Source organism: Sphingobium lignivorans, from assembly GCF_014203955.1.
GTDB lineage: Bacteria > Pseudomonadota > Alphaproteobacteria > Sphingomonadales > Sphingomonadaceae > Sphingobium > Sphingobium lignivorans.
The window spans coordinates 1,973,923-1,996,498 of the sequence record NZ_JACHKA010000001.1 but is presented as its reverse complement, the minus strand read 5'-3'; the positions used below and the strand labels follow the sequence as shown (position 1 = coordinate 1,996,498).

At 64.4% G+C, this 22,576-nt stretch carries 15 protein-coding genes; 8 read left to right on the top strand and 7 right to left on the bottom strand.

The features are described 5' to 3' along the window. Positions 1 to 92 precede the first annotated feature (92 nt). Complete coding sequence (locus HNP60_RS09060) at positions 93 to 2,984, top strand: TonB-dependent receptor domain-containing protein (protein WP_221414718.1); 2,892 nt, start codon at positions 93 to 95, stop codon at positions 2,982 to 2,984. A gap of 61 nt (positions 2,985 to 3,045) precedes the next feature. After that, positions 3,046 to 4,713: an amidohydrolase family protein gene (locus HNP60_RS09055; RefSeq protein WP_184152724.1), complete on the top strand. Its 1,668-nt coding sequence runs from the start codon at positions 3,046 to 3,048 to the stop codon at positions 4,711 to 4,713. Positions 4,714 to 5,127: 414 nt separating this feature from the next. On the opposite strand, the gene HNP60_RS09050 is transcribed toward HNP60_RS09055, so the two are convergent. Continuing rightward, positions 5,128 to 6,687 carry a S10 family peptidase gene (locus HNP60_RS09050; protein ID WP_184152722.1) on the bottom strand — a complete coding sequence of 520 codons (1,560 nt, stop codon included), beginning with the start codon at positions 6,685 to 6,687 and terminating at the stop codon, positions 5,128 to 5,130. 125 nt (positions 6,688 to 6,812) lie between these two features. Here HNP60_RS09050 and HNP60_RS09045 point away from each other — a divergent pair, with 125 nt between their 5' ends. Continuing rightward, positions 6,813 to 7,916, top strand: a complete 1,104-nt coding sequence (locus tag HNP60_RS09045) for an alpha/beta fold hydrolase (RefSeq protein WP_184152720.1) — start codon at positions 6,813 to 6,815, stop codon at positions 7,914 to 7,916. A 61-nt stretch (positions 7,917 to 7,977) separates the two neighbouring features. After that, entirely contained in the window at positions 7,978 to 9,543 is a 1,566-nt protein-coding gene (locus tag HNP60_RS09040; RefSeq protein ID WP_184152717.1) for an aldehyde dehydrogenase (NADP(+)), read from the top strand. Between the two features lie 122 nt (positions 9,544 to 9,665). On the opposite strand, the gene HNP60_RS09035 is transcribed toward HNP60_RS09040, so the two are convergent. Genes HNP60_RS09035 through HNP60_RS09020 form a run of 4 tightly spaced genes read right to left on the bottom strand, consistent with a single transcriptional unit; the run spans position 9,666 to position 16,192 of the window. Next, positions 9,666 to 10,181, bottom strand: coding sequence for a YybH family protein (locus HNP60_RS09035; RefSeq protein WP_260394796.1), 516 nt, complete (start codon positions 10,179 to 10,181; stop codon positions 9,666 to 9,668). After that, the gene (locus HNP60_RS09030) at positions 10,168 to 11,955 is read right to left on the bottom strand and encodes a DUF885 domain-containing protein (protein WP_184152714.1); all 1,788 of its coding nucleotides are present in this window, start codon (positions 11,953 to 11,955) and stop codon (positions 10,168 to 10,170) included. Before HNP60_RS09030 ends, HNP60_RS09035 begins: the two co-directional genes overlap by 14 nt. Positions 11,956 to 11,992: 37 nt before the next feature. Further along, positions 11,993 to 13,720: a gamma-glutamyltransferase family protein gene (locus HNP60_RS09025; protein ID WP_184152710.1), complete on the bottom strand. Its 1,728-nt coding sequence runs from the start codon at positions 13,718 to 13,720 to the stop codon at positions 11,993 to 11,995. A gap of 54 nt (positions 13,721 to 13,774) precedes the next feature. After that, positions 13,775 to 16,192 (bottom strand): glycoside hydrolase family 127 protein, encoded by a 2,418-nt coding sequence (locus tag HNP60_RS09020; RefSeq protein WP_184152707.1) that lies wholly within the window; start codon positions 16,190 to 16,192, stop codon positions 13,775 to 13,777. 132 nt (positions 16,193 to 16,324) lie between these two features. Here HNP60_RS09020 and HNP60_RS09015 point away from each other — a divergent pair, with 132 nt between their 5' ends. Continuing rightward, complete coding sequence (locus HNP60_RS09015; protein ID WP_184152705.1) at positions 16,325 to 17,344, top strand: Ldh family oxidoreductase; 1,020 nt, start codon at positions 16,325 to 16,327, stop codon at positions 17,342 to 17,344. A gap of 43 nt (positions 17,345 to 17,387) precedes the next feature. Here HNP60_RS09015 and HNP60_RS09010 read toward each other — a convergent pair whose 3' ends face one another. Further along, positions 17,388 to 18,590 (bottom strand): M24 family metallopeptidase, encoded by a 1,203-nt coding sequence (locus tag HNP60_RS09010; protein ID WP_420825225.1) that lies wholly within the window; start codon positions 18,588 to 18,590, stop codon positions 17,388 to 17,390. A gap of 15 nt (positions 18,591 to 18,605) precedes the next feature. Continuing rightward, on the bottom strand, positions 18,606 to 19,844 hold the full coding sequence (locus HNP60_RS09005) for an FAD-dependent oxidoreductase (protein ID WP_184152699.1): 1,239 nt from the start codon (positions 19,842 to 19,844) through the stop codon (positions 18,606 to 18,608). A 65-nt stretch (positions 19,845 to 19,909) separates the two neighbouring features. Between HNP60_RS09005 and HNP60_RS09000 the strand changes: the two genes are divergently transcribed. The 3 genes from HNP60_RS09000 (at position 19,910) to HNP60_RS08990 (ending at position 22,569) form a co-directional block, all read left to right on the top strand. Next, positions 19,910 to 20,827, top strand: a complete 918-nt coding sequence (locus HNP60_RS09000; RefSeq protein WP_184152696.1) for a dihydrodipicolinate synthase family protein — start codon at positions 19,910 to 19,912, stop codon at positions 20,825 to 20,827. Between the two features lie 6 nt (positions 20,828 to 20,833). Further along, the gene (locus tag HNP60_RS08995) at positions 20,834 to 21,832 is read left to right on the top strand and encodes a 4-hydroxyproline epimerase (protein WP_184152693.1); all 999 of its coding nucleotides are present in this window, start codon (positions 20,834 to 20,836) and stop codon (positions 21,830 to 21,832) included. An 86-nt stretch (positions 21,833 to 21,918) separates the two neighbouring features. Next, positions 21,919 to 22,569 (top strand): GntR family transcriptional regulator, encoded by a 651-nt coding sequence (locus HNP60_RS08990; protein ID WP_014076137.1) that lies wholly within the window; start codon positions 21,919 to 21,921, stop codon positions 22,567 to 22,569. Positions 22,570 to 22,576: the final 7 nt, after the last annotated feature.

Here is a 22,576-nt window from a genome sequence, read left to right as displayed (position 1 = left end):
GAAAAATCTTGGGAGCAAACAAAAACGAAAGGGGACTTCCTGTGATTAAGAATGTCCGTATTGGGTCGACTGCGACTGTCATTTCCCGTGCGTTGGGTTCAACGCTCCTGACCACCGGCGCGTTGCTGCTGGTCGCCACGCCGTCCTTTGCTCAGACCGAGGAAGCGGCCCCTCAGGCCGGCGGTTCGGGCGAAGAAATTGTCATCACCGGTTCCCGACTGGTTCGCACGGATCTCACCGCGCCCAGTCCGACCACTGTCATGAGCTCCGAGGACATTGCCCTGTCGGGTAACGTCAGTCTCGAAAAGACGCTGAATGAGTTCCCGCAGCTTGCGGCGGGCAACACCTCCTCGGCGAACATCGGCGGCGGCTCGGGCATTCTGACCGCGAACCTGCGCGGCCTCGGATCGACCCGTACGCTGGTGCTGGTCAACGGGCGTCGCTTCGTGGCGGCGAGCTCCGCGGGCGAAGTCGACCTCGCGAGCATCCCTGATGCGCTCATCAAGCGCGCCGAGATCATCACCGGCGGCGCCTCGGCCGTCTATGGTTCCGACGCCATTGCCGGTGCGGTCAACTTCATCCTCAACGATACGTTTGAGGGTCTGACGATGACGGCGCAGACCGGCATCACGCAATATGGCGATGCGGCTTCGCACAAGATCGACTTCACCTGGGGTACGCAGAGCGACCGCAGCGGCGTCGTGCTTGCCGCCACCTGGGCGAAGCAGGACCAGTTCGACCAGAGCGATCGCTCCTGGTCGCGCATCCCGCTGGGCGAAGTGAACGGTGCGCTGGTCTATGCCGGCTCGGGCAACGTGCCCGGCACGCGCGTCGGCCTGACCGCCGCGCAGCGCGCATCCATCGTGGGCGTGAACATGAATCCGGGGGGCAACTGCACCTCGGTCACCGGCATCACCTTCGATTCGAGCGGGACGCCGCAGGCCTATTGTGCACCGGAAAGCACGTACAACTATGCGCCCTACATGCTGCTGCAACGTCCGCAGGACCGCATCAGCCTCTCGGCTCTCGCCCATTATGACGTGACCGACCGGATCCAGCTCTACGGCGAGACCTATTATGTGAACGCCCGCAACGAGTATCGGCTCGCGCCGGATGCGTTTACGCCCGTGACGCCCGGGGCGCCTTCCCAGACGTTGCTGGTCCCGCAATATGCGACCAACCCGGGCCTGAGCCCGTCAGTCCGCAATTTCTTCATCAACAACGCGGCGATCTTCGATGCGGATGGCGACGGCACGGCCGCTGTCGTCGGCTCGGGCCGTCGCGCGGAAGAGGTCGGCACGCGCGACGCGTTCTTCGAGCGCAATTCGCTTGCCGTCACTCTGGGTGCCCGGGGCGACATGGACCTCGGCGCCGGGAAATGGAACTGGGACACCTTCTTCCAGTATCACCGCAACCGCACGGACAGCCGCTATGAAGGCGTCGTTTCCCAGTCGAGGCTGAGTCTCGGCCTGAACACGATGATCAATTCGAGCGGGCAGGTGGTCTGCCAGACGCAGACGCTCGGTTGCGTGCCGGTGAACATCTTCGGCGAAGGAGCGATCTCGCCCGAGGCAGCGGCGTTCATTTCGCCAAGCCGGGTCTCGCACGACACGTTCGAGCGTTACGTGGCCGGCGGCTCGCTCAGCGGTGTCCTCTTCAATCTTCCGGCCGGCCCTGTCTCGATGGCGCTCGGTGCGGAGTATCGCGAGGACCGCTACAATTTCGTGCCCAGCCCGCAGGATATCGCGGGGGAATATGGTCCCAGCTCCCAGTCACCGCTGTCCGGCAAGATCGACGTGAAGGAAGTGTTCGGCGAGCTGCGCGTGCCGTTGCTCTCGGACATGCCGTTCATCGACACGCTGGCGATCGAAGGCGCAGCCCGCTATTCCGATTACTCGACCGTCGGCGGGGTGTTCACCTGGAAGCTCGGTGGCGAATATGCGCCAGTGCATTGGTTCCGTTTCCGCGGCGCCTATAACCAGGCCATTCGTGCTCCGAACATCGCCGAGCTCTATGGCGCGCGGACCATCGGTTATGTGAACGGTGCGGTCGACTTCTGCGCAAGGACCTCGTCGACGAACGACACCCGCAGTGCGGAACTCAAGGCGCTCTGCGTCGCCACCGGCGTGCCGGCTGGTGACATCAACACCTTCGAGCAGCAGGCGCTGGGCATGAACCAGGAGAGCGGCGGCAATCCCAATCTCCGGGAAGAGAAGTCGAAGACCTACACCATCGGTGCGGTCGTTTCGCCGCCGTTCCTGCCGGGTCTCAACCTCACGGTCGACTACTGGAACGTGGAGATCGAGGACGCGATCACCAGCATCAACAACGCCCAGACCATGGCCGAGTGCGCCGCAAGCCTCAGCCCGTCAAGCGTTGCATGCCAGAACGTCCTGCGTCTGCCGAGCGGCCAGATCGACTATGTCCGTGTTGCCCTGAGCAACATCGGTGCGATGAAGGCCAGCGGTCTTGACGTCCAGGCAGACTATCGCATGTCGCTGCCGTCCGTCCTCAGCCTGGATGGCGATGCGTCGCTGTCTCTCCAGGCCGTGGGCAGCTGGATGTTCGAACGCTCGCTGCAGACGACCAGCGCGTCCGGTCCGCTCGATTGCGCCGGCCACTATGCGGGCGGTTGCTCCTCGGGTTCGGGCGGTTTCATCATTCCGGACTTCAAGCTCAATGTCAGCGCTCGCTACGCCAGCGGTCCGGTGACACTGACGATGCAGGGCCGGATGATCGGCGCGATCAAGCCCTACTCGGGCGTCACGACCGTCGCCGGCGACATCGATCCCGTCTGGTACTTCGATCTCACCAGCAATGTGGACGTGACTGGCGGGCTTTCGGTGTTCGGAGGCATCAACAACCTCTTCAACAAGAAGCCTCCGATTTTCGGAACGACCTATGTGGGCGACGCCAACACCGACGTCACGCTCTACGACATCATGGGACGGCGCTTCTTCATCGGTGCCACGATGAAGTTCTGATCCTCCCACGGGCCCGGCCGCACATGCAGCCGGGCCCTTTTCCTTTACTGGAGCTTCTTGCATGAAGACGACATTCAGCCAGCGCTGCAGCGCTGTACGGCGCCTTGCCATCGCCATTGGCCTCACGGCCACGACATTGACGCCGATCTCGCAGAGCGCGCAGGCGCAAATCACGGCCACCGGCGTCGATCCGGTGCTGGCGCGCACGGAGGGGGTCGGCCCCTACAAGCGGCTGGTGCTGCGCAACGCCATCATGATCGACGGCACCGGCGCTCCGGCGCAGGGACCGGTCGACATCGTCATCTCGGGCGATCGCATCGCGGAGATCAAGAGCATCGGCGCGCCCAAGGCGATCGTCGAGAGCCAGCGCGCCGCCAAGGGCGACTATGAGATCGATCTGACCGGCTATTATGTGATGCCGGGCTTCATCGACACGCACGTCCATCTCCATTCGCTGGAAGACGACCAGAAGGTTCCGACCAATTATATTCTGAAGCTGTGGATGGCGCATGGCGTCACCACCGTGCGCGAAGTCGGCAACAATCATCCGATGGAATGGTCGGTCGACATCAAGCGGCGGAGTGCCGCGAACGAGATTCTGGCGCCCCGTTTCGACGTCTACCCCATGTTCCAGGCGATCCGCCGGGGTGCGCTCGTCAATACGGCGGCCGACGCGCGGGCGACCATCCAGGAGGCCAAGAAGCGCGGCGCGGACGGTATCAAGTTCATCGGCGGCGCCGAAGATGTGCTGATGGCGGCCATCGAGGAGGCCGACAAGCTGGACCTGCGCACCACCATGCATCATGCGCAGCCCAGCGTGGCCTATGCCAATGTGCTGACCACCTCGGAAGTGGGCCTTGAGTCCATGGAGCACTGGTACGGCCTGCCCGAAGCCATGTTCGCCGATCGGCAGTTCCAGAAGTGGCCGAACGACTTCATCAACAATGACGAGCAGATGCGCTTCGCCGAATCCGGCCGTCTCTGGCAGCAGGCCGCCAAGCCCGGTTCGGACAAGTGGAACCAGGTCATGGACACGCTGCTCGAGCGCAATTTCGCGCTGAGCCCGACGTTCACGGCCTATCTCACCAGCCGCGATTTCATGCGGATGAGCCGTGCCCAGTGGCATGAGCAATATGCGATGCCGGGCATCTGGGACTATTATAAGCCCAGCCGGCACAATCACGGCTCCTACTGGTTCGACTGGACCACGGAAGACGAGATGGACTGGAAGGAGAATTATCGTCTCTGGATGCAGTTCGTGAACGAGTACAAGAACCGCGGCGGCCTGGTCTCGGTCGGCAGTGACTCCGGCTACATCTACAATCTCTATGGCTTCGGCTACGTCCAGGAGATGGAGCTGCTGCGCGAGGCGGGTTTCACGCCGCTCGAAGTGATCCATGCCGCGACGCAGGTCGGCGCCAAGGTCCTCGGCCATGAGGACGAGATCGGCACGATCCGGGTAGGGCGGAAAGCGGACTTCGCCATCGTCAAGGGCAATCCCCTTGCGAACATGAAGCTTCTCTACGGCACCGGCACGCTCAACCTCAACGACGAGACCGGCAAGGTCGAGCGTGTGGGCGGCATCACCTACACGATCAAGGACGGTATCGTGTACGACGCCCGCCAGATCCGTGCCGAGATCCGCGACATGGTCGCCAAGGCCAAGGCTGAGCGCGGCCTGCCCAACGGCATCATGACGATCGAGGACGCCGATCTCACCGGTCAGTGAGGTTCACGTCCTGAAAGAGCTCCCCAGAGGGGAAGGGGCACCGCGCGCGGTGCCCCTTCTCATATGTGCATGGCAGGGCGATCATGCCAGCCAAGCCGGGCAGCGGCGGGTCCGGTTGACTGCCCCACAGAGCTAATCTTCCAACCATTCGAACTGCACTTCAGGTCAGGCGCTTAACCGCCTGTTGCGAAAGGGCAAAGAGGCCGGCGCAAACAGCGACTGCTCCGGGCGTGGATGCCGCGCATGTCGGCCGCCCTTGCCGAAGGTTTATCGATCATCCGAACCGTTCCCCCTGCGCCCCTTCGACAGCGCCTTTGCGGTCAAACGCAGCCATGTCCGGACCGACGAGAAAGGCCGCGCACGGCCCTCGGGCGGTGCGCGGCCTTTCGGGAGGACCGATCTGTCGAAGGATCGTCAGCCGCGCAGGCTGTCGTAGAATGAGATGAGGTCCGTGCGCAGCGCCGTCATGGATTCCGGGTGGATGTAGATCATGTGCCCGGATTCATAATAGCGATAGGTGATGTTCGATTTCAGCGAGGGATCGATCTGCATGTGCTTGAGATCATATTCCGCGCCGAAGAAGGGCGTCGCCATGTCATAATAGCCATTGAGCGACAGGACCTTGAGATAGGGATTGATCCGCATCGCGCGGCCGAGGTCGAGCGCCGTGTCCGCCGCAGGCATCTTGCGGAAGCCGCCCAGCGGGTTCCTGTGGCTCTGGTCCCAGGCCGGGCTGATTTCCTTGTAGAAGTTCGGGCGATACTGGAGCTTGGTCTCGTAACCGAGCGTGCCGAAGAGATAGTCATTGATCGCGCTGATATAGGCACCGCTGATCGCTGCGTCCGCCGCGTCATATTCGGGCTGCTCGGCGCCATCGTCCACGTCGATACCGAGGAAGCGGGAGTCGAGCCGGCCGACGGTGCGGCTGCTGCCGCGCATAAGCTCCTTGCGGAACCGGCCAAGGTCCACGCGCAGGTCGTTCTGGATGAGGAACTGCGGGGAGAGGCCGGTATAGGCCGACAGCTTCGCCGCGATTTCGTTGCGCTCGGCATCGCTCAGGTCATCGCCCTTGGCGAGCGCCGTGAGATAGGGTCCGTTGGCGAAGTCACGCACTTCGGTGAGGAAGGGTTCGAGCGTGGCCGGCCGGTTGGGCAGGCGATTATGATACCAGGCCGTGGCCGCATAGCTCGGCAGATAGGTGACGTTGATCTGGTCGTAGCCGGGGTTGCGGATGCCGTAGTTGAGGATGGACGAGAGAAGGATCACGCCGTTCATCTGCACGCCGCGATTCTGCAGCTCATTGACGAGGCCGGCGCCGCGCAGCGTGCCATAGCTTTCGCCCAGGATGACCTTGGGATCGTTCCACCGATCGTTGATCGTGATGTAGCGCTGGATGGCGCTGGCGAACACGTCGATATCCTGATCGACGCCCCAGAACTGCTTGCCCTGGGCCTTGCCGAGCGGGCGGGAAAGGCCGGTGCCGATCGCGTCCATGAACACGAAATCGGTCTTGTCGAGCAGGGTGTCGGGATTGGGGCCGATCTTGAAGGGCGCGGGCGCCGTCGCCTTGTCCGTCGGCGTATCGACGCGGACCGGGCCGAAGGAGCCGATGTGGAGCCACATGGTCGAGGAACCGGGACCACCATTGAACACGAAAGTCACCGGGCGGCGGGCAGCGCCGGGCGCCTTGTCTGCCACATAGGAGACATAGAACATGCTTGCGATAGGTTCGCCATCGTCATTGCGGATGGTCAGCGTGCCGGGCGTGACCGTGTAGTCGATGCGGCGGCCGGCAACGGTGACATTACCCCGCTTCGGGCTCGCCTGTTCCTCGACAGGTGCCTGGACGACATCGTCCTTCTTCTCGCTTGCCGTCGTCGCGCTGTCGCTCTTCTGGGCGAAGGCGGGAGCAAGCGGGGCGGCTGTTGTGAGGAGAAGCAGGCTCAACAAAGCAGTCGAGGTGGATCGGCGCATGGAAGGGGACCCTTTTGATTGCGGTTCTTGCTATCTCCTCGTACATCGTATACGAAATCTGTCAACTCGTCCGATCATGGGCAAGCCGGTTTCCGGGCCCTTGCCTTTCTCCCCGGGAGATCATCATGAAACGCCAAGTTTTTCGGGCAGCGCTAGCGGCGGCGCTCTCGCTGTTTCTGGCCCCCTTGCCGGCAATCGCGCAGGCCAATCCGCCGGCCTTCGATGCTTCCGTCGTCAAGGAAGGCGATCATGTTGTCCGCGGTTTCCGATTCGAGAGCGGAGAGACGCTGCCGCAACTGCGGATGCATTATCGCACGATCGGCCAGCCGCGCCGCAACGCTGCGGGCGAGATCGAGAATGCCGTGATGATCCTGCACGGCACGGGGGGATCGGGTGCGCAATTCCTGGTCTCGCGCTTTGCCGACCATCTCTACGGGCCCGGGCAGCCGCTCGACGCTTCGCGTTATTTCATCATCCTGCCGGACAATATCGGCCATGGCCGTTCTTCCAAGCCGAGCGACGGCCTGAAGATGCGGTTCCCCGCCTACACCTATAATGACATGGTGGAGGCGCAGCGGCGCCTGCTGGTCGATGGCCTTAAGGTCAACCGGCTGCGGCTGATCTTCGGCACGTCGATGGGCTGCATGCATATCTTCCTGTGGGGCGAGCAGCATCCCGATTTCGCGCAGGCGCTGATGCCCATGGCTTGCCAGGCCGTGCCAATCGCCGGGCGCAACCGCATGTGGCGCAAGCTCGCCATGGACGCGATCCGGGCTGATCCGGCCTGGAAGAACGGCAACTATGAGATGCAGCCTCTCATGGGCCTGCGCGCGGCCTCCAGCCTGTCGGTCGTCGCGGGCACGCCGCCCTGGTGGGCGCAGGTCAATTATCCCACACGCGCAGCGGCCGAAGCCTATCTTGCCGAGCGTTTCGAAGCTGACCTCGCCTCGCGCGATGCCAATGATTTCCTCTATCAGTTCGATTCATCGCGCTTCTACGATCCCTCGCCGGATCTGGAGAAGATCAAGGCGCCGATGACCTGGATCAACTCGGCGGACGACTTCATCAATCCGCCCGAGCTGGGCCTTGCCGAAGCGGTGCTCCCGCGCCTGCCCACGACCCGTTACGTCCTCATTCCATCCTCGCCGGACACGCGCGGGCACAGCACGCACACTTACGCGTTGTTCTGGAAGGACGAATTGCAAGCCCTGCTCGATCGTTCCCGCTGAACGACGGCAGCATCATCCGGGCCGGGACCGGCCCAGCAGATTTCCAACCATAAGGTGACATATGACCGGTGCAATTCTCGTCGGCGGTGAAGCTCGTTCGAGCGACCGCTTCTTCCAGGCGACCGACCCCGCGACGGGCGAACTCATCGAGGCGCGCTTCCCCGAGGCGGGCATCGAGGATGTCGACGCCGCATGCCGTCTCGCGGACCTGGCCTTCATGGATTACGCCATGAGCCCGCCGACGCGGATCGCAGCGTTCCTTGAAAAGATTGCCGAGAATATCCTGGCCATCGGCGATGATCTCATCGTCTCGGCCATGCGGGAAACGGGCCTGCCGCGCCCCCGGCTCGAGGGCGAGCGCGGACGCACGGTGGGCCAGCTGCGGCTCTTCGCCGGACTGGTCCGGCAAGGGGAATGGATCGACGCTCGGATCGACCCGGCGATGCCGGATCGCGCCCCCGCGCCAAGGCCCGAAATCCGCTCGCGCAAGATGGCGCTTGGTCCGGTGGCCGTGTTCGGCGCCAGCAATTTCCCGCTGGCTTTCTCGGTTGCAGGTGGCGACACGGCTTCCGCGCTGGCGGCCGGCTGTCCGGTTGTGTTCAAGGGTCACCCCGCGCATCCCGCGACCGGCGAGCTGGTGGCGCGCGCTATCCAGAGTGCGGTCAGCGACTGCGGCCTGCCTGAAGGGGTGTTCTCCTATCTTCCGGGCCCATCCCATGAACTCGGCCAAGCGCTGGTGGCGCATCCTCTCATCACGGCCGTGGGCTTCACGGGATCGCGCGCCGGCGGCCTGGCACTGATGAAGACCGCCGCGGAGCGCGAGACGCCGATCCCGGTCTATGCCGAGATGAGCAGCATCAATCCGGTGCTCCTGCTGCCTTCCCGACTGAAGGCGGCGGCCGAGGCACTGGGCGGGGCATTCGTCGGATCGCTCACCATGGGCGCGGGGCAGTTCTGCACCAATCCCGGCCTGCTTCTCGTGCTGGATGGGCCCGATGCGGATCGCTTCCTCGACGGTGCGACGAAGGCGCTGGTGGAAAGCGCTGCGCTCACCATGCTGACGCCCGGCATCCATGCGGCCTATTGCGCCGGCATCGAGGCGCTGGCCGACCATGGTGGCGCGCGGCTCGTCGCGCGGGGGCTGGTGGGCGAGGGGCCGCACATGGCCCGGGCGGCGCTTTTCGAGACCAGCGCCAGCCAGTTTCTCTCCGATCCCGTTCTCTCGCGCGAGGTCTTCGGTTCGACTTCGCTCCTGGTGCGCTGCAAGGATGAAGCGGAGCTGTGCGCGGTGCTCGAAGGGCTGGAGGGCCAACTTACCGCCACGCTGCACATGGACGAGGGCGATCAGGCGCTCGCCGGCCGGCTCATGCCGCGCCTGATCCGCAAGGTCGGCCGGATCCTCGCCAATGGCTGGCCCACGGGCGTGGAAGTGACGCATGCCATGGTGCATGGCGGCCCGTTCCCGGCGACATCGGACGGGCGGACGACATCGGTCGGCACGATGGCGATCGAGCGCTTCCTGCGCCCGGTCTGCTTCCAGGACATCTCCGATGTGCTGCTGCCCGAAGCCCTGCGTCAGGACAATCCGCTTTCGCTGCCTTTGCGAGTCGACGGGCAGCGCATCTGAGGGCATTCTTTCCCGGTTGAGTCGGCCGTTTTGTGGCGAACGCGGAACGGACGGCTCGACCCGGCAAGACGCGGGGAGGAAACCCCGCGCGCAGGAGGAGCACCCCGTCGTCGGTGATGGCGTCAGCGATGGCTGGCGACGGGGTCTTCCGGATCGGGAGTCTCGACAGCCGAGACATGATTGAGGGCGATCACCCAGCGCCCGCCGATCTTGCGCATCAGCCGGGTGTTGATCCCATATTGCGGCGTATCCGGCCGATCGAGATGAAAGCGGCTGATGAGCTGCGCGGCGTCCGGCGCGAGCATCTCCACCTGTACGTCATAGAAATGCAGCGTGCCCCGACGCTCCACCGAGCCGCCATAATCGCGGATATAGTGGTCGAGCGTGCCCTGCCAGTCCCGCTGGAAGCGCCCGCGCGAGACGAACACGACGCCGGGATTCTCGAAGCCTTCCATGTAGCCGCGGAAATCGCCACGGTTCCATGCCTTCTCCATATCCGCGATGACGGTGCGGATGGCGGCCTTCTCAGCGGCCTCATCGATCGCAGCGGCCTCTGGCGGAGCCTGCGCATGCAACGGCCCCGGCGCGCAGGGCGCCAGGGCCAGAAGAACGAACGCGAGCCGCTCAGTCGGCCGCATTCGCGTGCTTTGCTTTTTCCCGTGCGATGAAGGCGCGCATTTCAGCTTCCATCACCGTGAGCGGCACCGAGCCCATGCCCAGCAGCGTGTCATGGAAGGGGCGCTGGTCGAATTTGTCGCCCAGTTCCTTCTCCGCTTCGGCGCGCAGGTTGCGGATGGAGATTTCGCCCAGCTTGTAGGCGAGGGCCTGGCCAGGCCATGCGATATAGCGATCGACCTCGTTCTGGATGTCGAGGGGCGCGAGCGCGGTATGCTCCGTCATGTAATCGATGGCCTGCTGGCGGGTCCAGCCCATACTGTGCATGCCGGTGTCGATCACAAGCCGCACGGCGCGCCACATCTCGAAGGTCTGGCGGCCGAATTCCTCGTAGGGGCTCTCGTAGATCCCCATCTTCTTGCCCAGCCACTCGGTATAGAGGCCCCAGCCTTCGCCATAGCCGGAGAAATAGGTCTGGCCGCGGAAGATCGGGCGGTCAGGCGCTTCCAGCGCATAGGCGGCCTGGAAACTGTGGCCGGGATTGCACTCGTGCAGAGTCAGCGCCGGGATGCTGTAGAGCGGGCGCGAAGGCAGCTCATAGGTATTCATGAGGCAGCTATCGAGGCCGCCCCGGCCAGAGGTATAGATCGGCGCGATGGCGTCCGGCACCGGCAGGATGGTGAAGCGATAGCGCGGCAGCAGGTTGAAGGTGTCCTTGAGCTTGCCGTCCATCTTCTTGACGACATAGGCGGACAGCGACAGCAGCTCCTTGGGTGTCTTCGCGTAGAATTGCGGATCGGTACGCAGGAAGGTCAGGAATTCCTTGAAGGTGCCGTTCCATTTGGCATCCTTCATGGTCTGCTTCATGTCCGCATCGATGCGGGCCACTTCCTTGAGGCCGATCTCATGGATCTGCTGAGGGGTGTAGTCGAGTGTCGTATATTCCTTGATCTGGTCCTGGTAGAAGGCCTTGCCGTCGGGCAGCGAATAAGCGTCGATCGTCTTGCGCGCCTTGGGCATATATTCGGTGCGCATGAAAGCGAGCAGCTTCGCATAAGCCGGCGCGACGGAATCGCGGATCGCTGCCTGCGCCTCTGCCTGAAGCGCCTGCCGCTGATCGGCGGGAATGGTGTCCGGCATGTTGCGGAACGCATCGTAGAAGGGATTGTCCGTCCCCGGCGAGACGAAGGCCTCGATCGTCTTGTCACGCCCTTCGATGGAGACACGCGGCACGGTGTAGCCGCGCTTGATGCCCGCCTTCATGTTGACGATATTCTCGTCGAAGTAACGCGGCACATCCTTCATGCGGCTGAGGTAAAGCCGGTAATCCTCCGCATTGGAATAAGGCGTGCGGGGATTGAGGCCGCCCCAGAAGAAGGTGTCGCTGTTAAACGGCGCCTCATAGGTTTTGTAGCGGATGTTCATCGCCATGGCCCAGATGGACTCGCGGAACACCGCCGCGTTGATCTTCTCCTCATGGGAAAGCTGATCGACCGGGATGGCGTCGAGCTGCTTGAGGATGCCCGTCCAATATTCGTAGCGCTTCTGCTGGCTGGCGGCGGTGACGCTCGGCAGATGATCGGACGCCTTGGCGCGGCCGCCGTCCGGATCCGCGCTGCGGGCGAATTCCTTCATCCGCCAGGGCCATTCGGCATTGTAGAGGGCCTGGAGCTTGCGGTCCGCGTCCGTGGCTTCCGCGGCCATAGCGGCGCTTGTCGGCAAGGCCATGGAAATGACGGGGGGCAGCACGGTCGCGAAGGCGAGAGCGGCGAGGGACGTGGCGTGGCGCAGGATCATGGGGGACAGTCTCTTTCTCAACGATGCTGGCAGCAGATCAATAACCGATGGCCTCGCCCGAACGACGCGGGTCGGCCACGCCGGTCAGCGTACCGTCCGCCCCGCGGGCGATCGCGTGAATGGAGCCCAGATGCCAGTTATAGGGCGTGGTGGGATGCACGGCCACGCCATAGTCGGTCTTGAGGCTCTCCCGGACGGCTTCCGACACACGCGTCTCGATGATGGTCGGGACGCCGGGCTGCGAACCGGAGAAGCGCGGCGCGTCCACCGACTGCTCCAGCGACATCCCATAGCCCAGATAATTGATGAGCGTGAGCGCCACCGCGCGCGAGGAGAGGCCCGGGGAACCGATGACCAGCTCGGGCTTCCCGGCCTTCGCCACGATCGTGGGCGGGAAGGGGGAGATCACGCGCTTGCCGGGCCCCTTGTCCGTGCCGGGGAAGCCATTGCCGGTGTTGACGACGACGCCGTCCACCACGAGCCCCGTGCCGAAGGTGGAGCCGTAGACCGTGTGGGTGACCGAGACCATGTTGCCGTCCTTGTCGACAGCCACGATATGGTCGGTATCGGTCTTGTGCGGATCGGGCCGCGAGAAGTCGGCTGCGAACTCCATACCGCTCGGCGGCAGGGCGGCCGCGCTCTTCACCGTCTTGGGCATGCTGCCGTCGATCTGGGCAGTGAGGATCGCCGCATAATCCTTGGACAACAGCGACTCGACCGGCAGGTTGAAGGACAGCGGGTCCTTGATGAACATGTCCGTCGCGCTCTCGGCGAATGCGAAAGCCTGGCGGATCCGCGCGAAGCTCTCGGCGGACTGGGTGAAATGCGGCGCCGCCTTGAGATCCCAGGGTTCGATGATGTTGAGGATCATGCCGATGAGCGTACCGGCCGTGGAGGGCGGGGGCGCGCTGATGATCTCAAAGTCCTTGTAAGTGGTGCGCACGGGCTCGTTCCAGCGCACCTGGTAGCCGGCGAGATCGGCCATGCTCAGCATGCCGCCGGTCCGCTGTACCTCGCTCACGAACTTCTGCGCCCAGGCGCCCTTGTAGAAATAATCCACGCCGTCGGCGGCCGCGATGCGCTTGAGCGTGGCGGCGAGGCGGGGGCGAGTCACCGTGGTGCCGACGGGCGGCACATAGCCCTGCGGCATGAATTCCTCGCGGCCGGAAGGATAAGCGGCGAGCCGTCCGATGGAGGCTTCCGCCATGTCCCCGTAAAGGAAGGAATACATCGGGAAGCCCTGCTCGGCCACCTTGATGGATGGCTGGAAATAGTCCGCCCATTTGAGCGAGCCGAAGCGGTCCGCCGCTGCCTTCAGTCCGGCGACGGTGCCCGGAACGCCGATGCGAATGCCGGACGTTTCCGGCACCGCGCTCCCGGCTGTCGTCATCGCGGTCCAGGACGGCGTGATCTTCGCGCCCTTCGAGCTGTGGTCCAGTTCGGCATCGAGATAGTAATATTTGCCGGTCTTCGCTTCATAATAGAGGATCGACATGCCGCCGGCGAGAGTGGTCATCTGCGGCTCGATGATCGGCTGCATGATCACGCCGACCAGCGCGGCGTCCATGGCATTGCCGCCCTTCTTCAGCGTGTCCAGCATGGCGCGCGAAACGATGGGGTGATTGGCTGAGACCATCGCGCTGCGGGCATGGGCCGCCGGCTTGGCACCCTGCTCCTGCGCGTAGACAGGGGATATGGCTGCAGGCACTGCCATGACAAACGCGGTGGAAAGGCCGAGCACGGCCAGCGAACGCCTGAATCTCATGAAGCTACCCCCTGTCAAAGACTGACGTATACGATATACCTTCATTCGCCTCGGTCAAGTGGCCTGTGCTTTTGGCGGCGTGAAGATCCTGCACCCGAAAACGGGGCCGATCCGGGTGCTGCCGGGAGCGGCCTGGAAGCGGACGATGACGCTGTCCTTGCCCCGCGTGAGATGGTCCGGGATCGCATAGTCGACATCGAAGAACGCGCCGGGATGTGCGGCGTCGAGCGTCTGCGTGGCGATCTTCTCGCCATCGACGAGAATCTCGAAACTGCGATTGCGCTCCTCGCCCCAATAGGTGGCGCGCAGGATGAGCGGGCCGGGGCGCACTTTCATGCGGAAGGCGAAGAACCCCTCGAACCGCGCGTCGCGCCCATGCCGGCCACGATAGGTGGTGGTGTAGGAGATCTTCGATTCCAGCTCATGGTCCCGCTCGGGCTGCATTTCGCCCAGGTGCATGACATCGACCGATCGCCGGTCGAGATCGCGCAGGGCAGCCTGCTCGGCGGCATAGGCCTGCTGGGCGACTTGCCAGTTCTCCTCCGTGAAGCGGCGGAAATAAACGGCGGTGCGCCGGTCCCGCTGCTGGAAGAAAGGCGCAAAGGCGAGCGGCGCCGGGCGGGCCATCTCTGTCGCCCGATAAAGGGGCGGGGCAGACGGCGCAGGCTTGGGCTCGGGAGAAAAGCCGCCAAGCACGTTGCTGGAGACAAGCACGGGCGCCGGTCCGTCGAAGGGTTTGTCGGCCGGCCCCATGTCGGCGGCCAGCACCACAGGACCGCGCAGGAAGGCGACGGTAGAGGGGTCGTCCGGTGTCGGCTCCATGCGCAACTTCATGGGCAGGGACAGCCGGATGCCGTCGCCGCGCTTCCATGGCCGCTTGATGGCGATATAGCCATCCGCGGGCGTCGCTTTCCATGCCTTGCCGTTGATCAGCACCGCCGGTTCGTCGCACCAGGCCGGGATGCGCAGGGCGAGCGTGAAAGTGCCGGGCTTCGCGAGCTCGGCCAGCGCAATATCGATCTCCCCGTCGAAGGGGTAAGCGGTTTCCATCACCAGCGTGGCGCCGCGTGCGCTCCACTGCGTGCGCGACGGAATATAGAGGTTGGCGACGAGGGCTTCTCCGGCCTTGCGCTGGTCGTCCTCTTCCCACCAGATCGATTCGCCATGCTTGGAGTGGCTCTCGATGCCACTGCCCACGCAGCACCAGAAGCTGTCGAACGGATCGGACCAGGCCCGATGCGTGCCGGACATCAGCGGGACCATATAGGCGAACATGCCGTTGTCCGTCCGCTGCTGTGCGAGGATATGATTGATGTGCGCGCGCTCATAATAGTCGAACAGGCTTGCTTCGGGCCGCCAGGCATAGAGATGCCGCGTCAGCTTGAGCATGTTGTAGGTGTTGCAACTCTCGCAGGTCTGCTCGGTGATGTGGCGGGAGACGGTGTCCGGATCGGGGAAATATTCCCGGTCCGCATTGCCGCCGATCACATAGCTGTAGCGATGGACGACCGTATCCCAGAAATAGCGCGCCGCGATGGCATGGTCGGCCCGGCCGGTGATCTCGTGAAGCCGGGCAAGGCCGATGACCTTGGGGATCTGGGTATTGGCATGGATCCAGGGGAGTGAATTCTCGCCACGGCTCAGCGGATCGAGCACTTTGCGATGGCGGATGCGCTCGGCCAGCGCCAGCCAGCGCGGATCGCCGGTGCGCACATGCAGTTCGGCGAAGCTCTCGTTGATGCCGCCATGCTCGCAGTCCAGCACGGTCTGTAATTGCGTGTCGTCCAGCGAGGCGAACACTTTCTCGATATAGCCGGAGAGGCTGACGGCAATGGGAATCGCCTTGTCGCTGCCGATCCAGGTCTGGATGTCGAACAGCCCGGCGTAGAGCTTGTGCCAGTTGTAGAAGGGGACCCAGCATCCGTTGAGATCGAAGCCGGCGGAGCGGATCTCGCCAGCCATGATTTCGGGGAAGATCGCCTTGCCGTCCTCCACGACATCGCCGTTGCGGCGCGTGAAGCCGGCGACATAGCCGTCACCAGACGCCTTCTGGGCCCGCTCCAGCTCATCGACGATGTAGAGCGCGCGTCGGGCGCATTCCGCGTCCCCCGTCTGCGCATGCATCAGCGCAAGTGCGGTCATATAGTGACCGAGCGTATGCCCGGCGATCGTGTCGCCTTCCCATCCGCCATAGGCCTCGCCTTTGGGTTCCAGCCCGGCATGCACGAGGAAATTGTGCAGCAAGCGGTCCGGCTCGAGCTGCAGCAGGTAGCGCCGGTTGGCGTCCACGGCATCGGCATAAGGGGAGGGGAGGAGGCGCGTGGCGCTGAGCGGCAGCGGCCGGGCCCGTTCGAGCGGGGTGGCGGACGGTCGCGCCGCGAGTCGGCTCGCGGCCTGTGCCGCGCCGGGCGTCAGGACCGCCGCTGCCGAACCCAGCAGGAAGGAGCGGCGGCCGCACTGCGTATCGATCATGTTCTTACTCGATTGACCCTTGATGGTTATAACGTATACGATTCCCGCTTTCCTGCAAGCTCTGGATTGGTCGGCCGACAATGGCTCGATCAATTCGTTGCAGCCCGCAGGGTGGCTGAGGGATAGGATAGCATGGCTGACGATAAGACGATGATTCACCTCTCGCTCGATGATGTACGCGACCTCGCCTATCGGGTGTTGCGACGTCATGGGCTCGGTGAGGCACATGTTCCGCTGGTGGCCGAAACCATCGTGGCCGGGGAGCGGGATGGCTGCGCGGCTCATGGTGTCTACCGCCTGACCAATTGCATCCGCACGCTGGAGACAGGCAAGGTGAACCCCCATGCCGTGCCGCGCATCGTCCCAGCCGCCGGGGCGGTGGTGCGCGTGGATGCGGATGGCGGCTTCGCGCAGGCCGCATTCGACCAGGGCTTGCCGCTGCTGGTCGAGAAGGCGCAGGCGCACGGCATCGCCATTCTCGCGATCAATCATTGCGTTCATTTCGCGGCGCTCTGGCCGGAGATCGAGGCGGTGACGGCGCACGGCCTCGTCGCGCTGGCCTGTACGCCCAGCCATGCCTGGGTAGCGCCGGCGGGCGGCACGGCGCCGCTCTTCGGCACCAATCCCATTGCGTTCGGCTGGCCGCGCCCGGACCGCGACCCCTATGTCTTCGATTTCGCGACCAGCGCCGTCGCGCGCGGCGAGATCGAACTGCATCGGCGCGCCGGCAAGCCCATTCCCGAAGGCTGGACGATCGATGCGCAAGGCAACCCCACCACGGACCCGGAAGCGGGGCTGGCGGGCGCATTGCTCACCTTCGGCGGGCACAAGGGCTCCGCGCTGTCAACGATGGTTGAATTGCTGGCCGGGCCGCTGATCGGCGACATGACCAGCGCGGAGTCGCTGGCGCATGACGATGGCGCGCTCGCCTCGCCTTATGGCGGGGAAATCGTGATTGCCATCGATCCGGCGGGCATATTGGGCGAGGCGGCAGCCGCGCACATCGCGCGGGCGGAAGCGCTGTTCGAGGGCATCACCGGTCAGGGCGCCCGCCTGCCTTCCGAGCGCCGTTTCGCGGCGCGCCGCCGCACGCCGGCCGAAGGGGTGACGATTGCCCGCGAACTTTACGAGGAACTGACCCGGACCGCCTGATCGCCGCGCCGGACGCCCGCAGCTTGCAGGGCGTCCGAGCCGCTCAGGCGAAAGGCCGGTCGATGGCCGGGGAGGGCGGGGTGAACCATTGCGCGCCGGTCTCGGTGACATGGAAATGGTCCTCCAGCCGGACGCCGAACCGGCCGGGCACGACGATCATCGGTTCGTTGGAGAAGCACATGCCCGGTTCCAGCGGCGTCTTGTCGCCGCGCACCAGATAGGGTGCTTCATGGATGGAGAGGCCAATGCCATGGCCGGTGCGGTGCGGCAGGCCCGGCAGCCGATAATCCGGCCCCAGTCCGCCGCGCTCCAGCACCGCGCGCGCGGCATCGTCGATGTCCTGACAGGCCCGGCCGGGCCGGACAGCGTCGAATGCCGCCTGCTGCGCTTCCTGCTCCAGGGACCAGATACGCGCCTGCTCGGCAGTCGGCTCGCCATAGACATAGCTGCGCGTGATGTCCGAGTTGTATCCCCGGATGCGACAGCCCGTGTCGATGAGCACCATGTCGCCTTCGCGCAGTTCGGGATCGCCGGGAAGGCCATGCGGATAGGCCGTCGCCTCGCCGAACAGCACGATGCAGAAGCTGTTGCCGGAGGCGCCGAGAGCGCGGTGCGCATCCTCGATGAACCGCGTGACGGCGCTGGCGCGAATGCCGGGGCGCAGAATGCGGGCCGCGCGGCGCTGCACTTCCAGCGTCATGTTCTTGGCCTGCTGCATGAGCGCGAGCTCGGCGGATGATTTGGCGCGACGGCATCCGTCGATGATCGGTGCGGCGCTCTCGATGCGCAGGCCACCCATGGCATTGCGGATGCGATGCACGAAACCGAAGCTCATCGCCGGATCGATGGCGAGCGAACGCACCTTCCTTTGCGCGCAGGCGTCCGCCAGCAGCGCTATCGGATTCTCGTCCTCTTCCCAGAGGCGGATGTCGCCGCTGATCGCCAGCTCCGCTTCCAGCGAGCCGAGCTCGAAGCGGGGACAGATGAAGATCGGTTCGCCATCGAGCGGCAGCAGCATGGCGACCAGCCGCTCGGTCTCGCCCCAGCCCAACCCGGCGAAATAATTGAAGCTCTGACCGGCGCCGATCAAGACCGCGTCCACACCTTCCTGCGCCGCCAGAGTCCGCGCCTTGGCGATGCGGCTGGCATATTCGTCCGCGGTTATGGCCGGGGCCGGCGAGGGCCATGGGCCAAGGGATGCCAGCTCCGTTGCCGCATCCGAGCCGCCGATCTGTGTCATGGTCATTCCTTGCGTCAAAAGTCAGAAGCGATCGAGGGAGAGCGCCGGGGGTGGCGCTTTTCCGGCGATCATGTCGGCCACTATGTCGGCCGTGACGGCGGCCAGCGTCAAGCCGAGATGCTGATGCCCGAAGGCATGGAAGATGGCGGGATGGCGCGAGCACCGGCCGATGGCCGGCAGATAATCGGGAAGGGTAGGGCGCGAGCCCATCCAGCGCGTTGCGTCCTTGCCGATCGGGAGGCCGAGTGCTGCGATATGGTCCTCTAGCCGTTGCCATTTGGCCGGATCGGCGGGGGCGCCCGGCCTCGAGAGTTCCACGAAGCTCGCCGCGCGCAGCTTGTCCCTGAAGCGCGTCACGATCATCTGCCGGTCCTCGAAGACGATGGGCGGCAGATGTTCCGGCCATTGCGCGGCGGTGACCGGCGCCTCGACATGATAACCCCGTTCGTCGATCATCGGGACATGGTAGCCGAGCGGGCGCATCAGCTCGGATGAACGCGCGCCCGCGCAGAGCAGGGCATGATCCGCCTCGAGGCATTCGCCGGTTTCGAGCGTGACCAAGACCCCGCCCGAAGGCCCGGATGCAAGGGCGCTGGCGCGTCCGTCCCGCATCTCGCCGCCGCTCCGCTCGACGAGTCTGCGAAGCGCGTCCAGGCAAAGCCCGAGATCGGCAATATGGGCACTGCCTTCGAAACGGATCGCGTCGGCTGGCTTGGGGAGGATGAGATTGCCGAGATGCGCGAGTTCATCGACGCTGGCTCTGCGGAAGTGCGCTTCGCCCGTGTCGACGGCGCTCCAGGCCGCCTCACCCCTGAGGGCGGATTCATGCTTTTCCCAAAGGATGAAGTGACCATCTTCCCGCAGGAGATCGGGAGTTTCCATCCGCTGCGTGAGGCGCCGCCAGGCCGGGAGGGACGCGGCGAGCAAGCCTCGCAGCGCCGTCTTGCCCGCTTCGAACCGGGAAGGCGCGGCTGCGCGCACCAACCGCAGCGTGAAGGGGAGCCATGTCGCGAGGCTCGCGACAGGTAGGGACAAGGCGCCGCCCCGCCAGAAAAGGCGTCGCGGAACGGAGCGGATCGCAGCCCGCGATGCGAGCGGTTCGACTTGCTCGACAGCGATGTGCCCGGCATTGCCCCAGCTCGCTGGCTGCGAGTCGCTGAGAGGGGCGATCACGCGAACCTGATGGCCGGCTTCCACTAATGCAGCGGCTGCGGCCAACCCGACCACCCCGCCGCCAATCACGATGACATTCTTCGACACAAAATTACCTCTTGGCCTCTCAGACAATATACCGTATACGATACGGGTGGACAACGGAGAGTTAAGTGCAAGAAACGAAATTAACCTGGCGGGGCGTCTACCCTGCCGCCACCACCCAGTTTACGGCGGATTCCGCAATCGATTTCGAGGCCACGCAGACGGTTCTCGACAATCTGATCAAGGATGGCGTGGATGGCCTCATCATCCTGGGCACCTGTGGCGAGAACAACGCCCTTCTGCCTGAGGAGAAGCGGCAGGTGCTCGCGGCGGCTCAGGAAGTCATCGCCGGTCGCGTGCCCTGGCTCTCGGGCGTATCCGAGCTGACCACTGCGCAGGGCGTCGCCTATGCGAAGGATGCGGTCAAGGCTGGCGCGGACGGGCTCATGGTCCTTCCGGCCCTGGTCTACGTCCCCACCGTGGGCGAGCTGTGCACGCATTTCGAGACGATCGCCCAGGCGGTCGATGCGCCGATCATGCTGTACAACAATCCGCCCGCTTATCGTGTCTCGATCGGCATCGATGCGCTGGAGCGGCTCGCCGCGCAATCCAACATCGTCGCGGTGAAGGAAAGTGCGCCGGACTCGCGTCGCTTCACGGACATCATCAATGCGTTCGGAGATCGCTACATCGTGATGGCGGGTCTCGACGACGTGGCGCTCGAAGGGCTGATCCTCGGCGCCCATGGGTGGATTTCGGGTCTCACCAGCGCTTTCCCGCGGGAATCCGTCGCGCTGGTCGCCGCGATCAACGATGGCGACATGGAGAAGGCGCTGCGTATCTATCGCTGGTTCATGCCGCTGCTTCATCTCGATGCCGAGCATGATCTCGTGCAATCGATCAAGCTGGCCGAATCGATCATGGGCCGTGGCAGCGAGCATGTGCGCCTGCCGCGCATGCCGCTCGAAGGCAAGCGTCGCGAGGACGTCGTTCGCTGGGTGGAGACGTGCGCTGCAACGCAGCCCAGTCTGGCGACAGCGGCCTGAGGCGGCGTGAAGCACGTCTTCTTCTGCATCGATGGCCATACCGCCGGCAATCCAGTGCGACTGGTTGCCGGCGGCGCCCCTCATCTCAGGGGCGCGACCATGGCTGAGCGGCGGCTGGATTTTCTGGAGCGGTTCGACTGGATCCGCACCGGGCTCTGCTTCGAGCCGCGCGGGCATGACATGATGTCCGGCGGATTTCTCTATCCGTCGCCATCGCCCGACGCTGACATCGGCATCATCTTTATCGAGACCAGCGGGTCTCTCCCGATGTGCGGCCATGGCACCATCGGGATGCTCACATTCGGTCTCGAAAATGGCCTGATAACGCCGGCCACGCCGGGCAAGTTGCGCGTCGATGTCCCGGCGGGACGGCTGGACGTGGACTATGAGGTCGACGGCGATCGCGTGAGTTTCATACGGTTCCGCAATGTCGCTTCCTATCTCGCCGAGGCGGGTATCGAGCTGGACGTGCCCGGGCTGGGCCCGATCACGCTCGACATCGCTTATGGCGGCAATTTCTATGCGATCATCGAGCCCCAGGGTCGCTACGAGGGGCTGGACGGCATGAGCGCGAGCCAGCTGATAGAGCTGAGCCGCACCATCCGGTCAATGGTGCGCGAGAAGATCGAGCCCGTCCATCCCGAGGAGCCCAGCATCCGCGGCGTCAATCACGTCATGTGGACCGACAAGCCCAAGGGTGAGGGCGCCCATGGCCGCAACGCCGTCTTCTATGGCGAGAAGGCGATCGACCGCAGCCCCTGCGGCACCGGCACCTCGGCGCGGCTCGCCCATCTCCATGCCAAGGGGCTGCTCAAGCCCGGCGAGCCTTTCGTGCATGAAAGCTATATTTGCAGCCGCTTCACGGGAAGAATTGAGGAAGTCACGACCGTGGGAGGAAAGCCGGCCATTATTCCCTCTATTCAAGGCTCTGCGATCTCAACCGGGTTCAATACCATCTGGATCGATCGGTCGGACCCGTTCTGGCACGGATTTTCGGTGGTGTGATGTCGTGACGGATCGTATTTGCCCCCACTTATGGTCTAAAGGTGCATCTTCTTCCCCGATCCGGGGGGCCTCTGCGTGGAGCCGGCATGAGTCTCGTCATTCGCAATCTTTCAGAGCAGCTCGTGGATCTCGTGCGCGAGCGCGTCCTTTCCGGCCGTGTTCCGCCCGAGAGCCCGGTGCGGCAGGATCTTCTCGCGGCCGAACTGGGCATTTCCAAGATCCCGCTGCGCGAGGCGCTGGCGCGTCTCGAACAGGAAGGTCTCCTGATCTCGCATGCCAATCGCGGCTTCTTCGTGCGCCCGCTCAGTACGGAGGAGGCCTACGAGGTCTATCATCTGCGCTTGAAGCTCGAGCCGGAAACCATGGCCCTTGCCGCCCTGAACGCGAACGAGGAGGAGCGCCGCGCCGCGCAGGACGTCTTCGCCACGCTGTACCAGGTGACGGACGAGGGCGGCTATGGCGTGGGCTCCTTCAACCGGGCGTTCCACCTCGCGCTGCTGGCGCCGAGCCACCGCAATCTCACCGTCAATATTCTGCAACGCCTGCACGTTCTGTCGGAGCGCTATGTCCGCAAGCATCTCGAACCGCTGGGACGCGACGAGCGCGCGAACGAGGAGCATCGCGAGATCCTCGATGCCTGGCTCGCCCGGGACGTCGAGAAAGTGCTGGCATTGACGGACGCCCATACGCGCGCAACCATCGATGACCTTACGCAACAGTTGGAAAGTCCGGAATAGGGTCGCG